The sequence below is a fragment of the Myxococcus sp. AM010 genome (genome assembly GCF_013372585.1).
Lineage (GTDB): Bacteria > Myxococcota > Myxococcia > Myxococcales > Myxococcaceae > Myxococcus > Myxococcus vastator.
Window position 1 is genome coordinate 1 of record NZ_JABXEO010000212.1, and the last position, 1,071, is coordinate 1,071.

Sequence of the window (1,071 nt, forward strand, 5' to 3'; positions counted from 1 at the left end):
TGGAGTTCCTGGGCCGAGCGGACACGCAGGTGAAGGTGCGCGGCTACCGAATTGAGCTGGGCGAAGTGGAAGCGGCGCTGGCCCAGCACGGTGGCGTCAACGAAGCCGTCGTGGTGGCTCGCGAGGACGGGAATGAGGGCAAGCGGTTGGTGGCCTACGTCACGGCGCAGGAAGGCGCCTTGCTGGACGCGGGTGCGCTGAGAAGCCACGTGAAGCAGCGGCTGCCGGAGTACATGGTGCCGTCTGCATACGTGGTGCTGGAGGCGCTGCCGCTGACGCCGAACGGCAAGGTAGACCGCAAGGCACTGCCAGCCCCGGATGCACAAGGCCCGAAGACGGCGCACTTCGAGGCGCCTCGGACCGCGACCGAACAGAAGCTGGCGTCCATCTTCACCGAGGTGCTGAACGTCGAACGAGTCAGCGTCGATGAAGACTTTTTCGAGCTGGGCGGCCACTCGTTGCTGGCAACGCAGTTGGTGTCTCGTGTGCGCGAGTCCTTCCAGGTGGAGCTCCCCCTGAGGGATGTCTTCGAATCGCCGACGGTGGAGAAGCTGGCCCTTAGGCTGGACCACGATCAGGTGGGAGGCTCGGTGCGCCAGGCGCCACCACTGAAGAGGGCACAGCGGCAGGGGGCCTTGCCGCTATCGTTCGCTCAGCAGCGGCTGTGGTTCCTCGACCAACTGGAGCCTGGCAGCGCCTTCTACAACGTCCCCGTCGCAGTGCGGCTCACTGGCGTCCTCGACGTCGGAGCGTTGCGCCGTAGCTTCGATGAACTGGTTCGCCGACACGAATCGTTGCGAACCACCTTCCGTTCTCAGAACGGGATGCCTGTCCAGCTTGTCTCCGACACTGCAACGACGCGGTTGGAAGTCATGGAGCGCGGAACTCCGGACGGCGGAGAAGGAGGACCGGAAACGAAACGCCTCGTGGAGCAAGAGGCACTTCGCCCGTTCAACCTGGAGGTGGGCCCGCTGCTGAGGGCGACGCTGCTGAGAGAGGGGGAGGAAGCGCACGTGCTGGTGCTGGTGATGCACCACATCGTGTCGGACGGGTGGTCAATGGGCGTGCTGG

1 protein-coding gene is annotated in these 1,071 nt (G+C 65.1%); it reads left to right on the top strand.

Annotation, left to right across the window (positions count from 1 at the left end; genetic code table 11):
* Window positions 1-1,071, top strand: a 1,071-nt coding sequence (locus tag HV826_RS36355; RefSeq protein ID WP_255217605.1) for a condensation domain-containing protein, incomplete at both ends; no start/stop codon positions are given.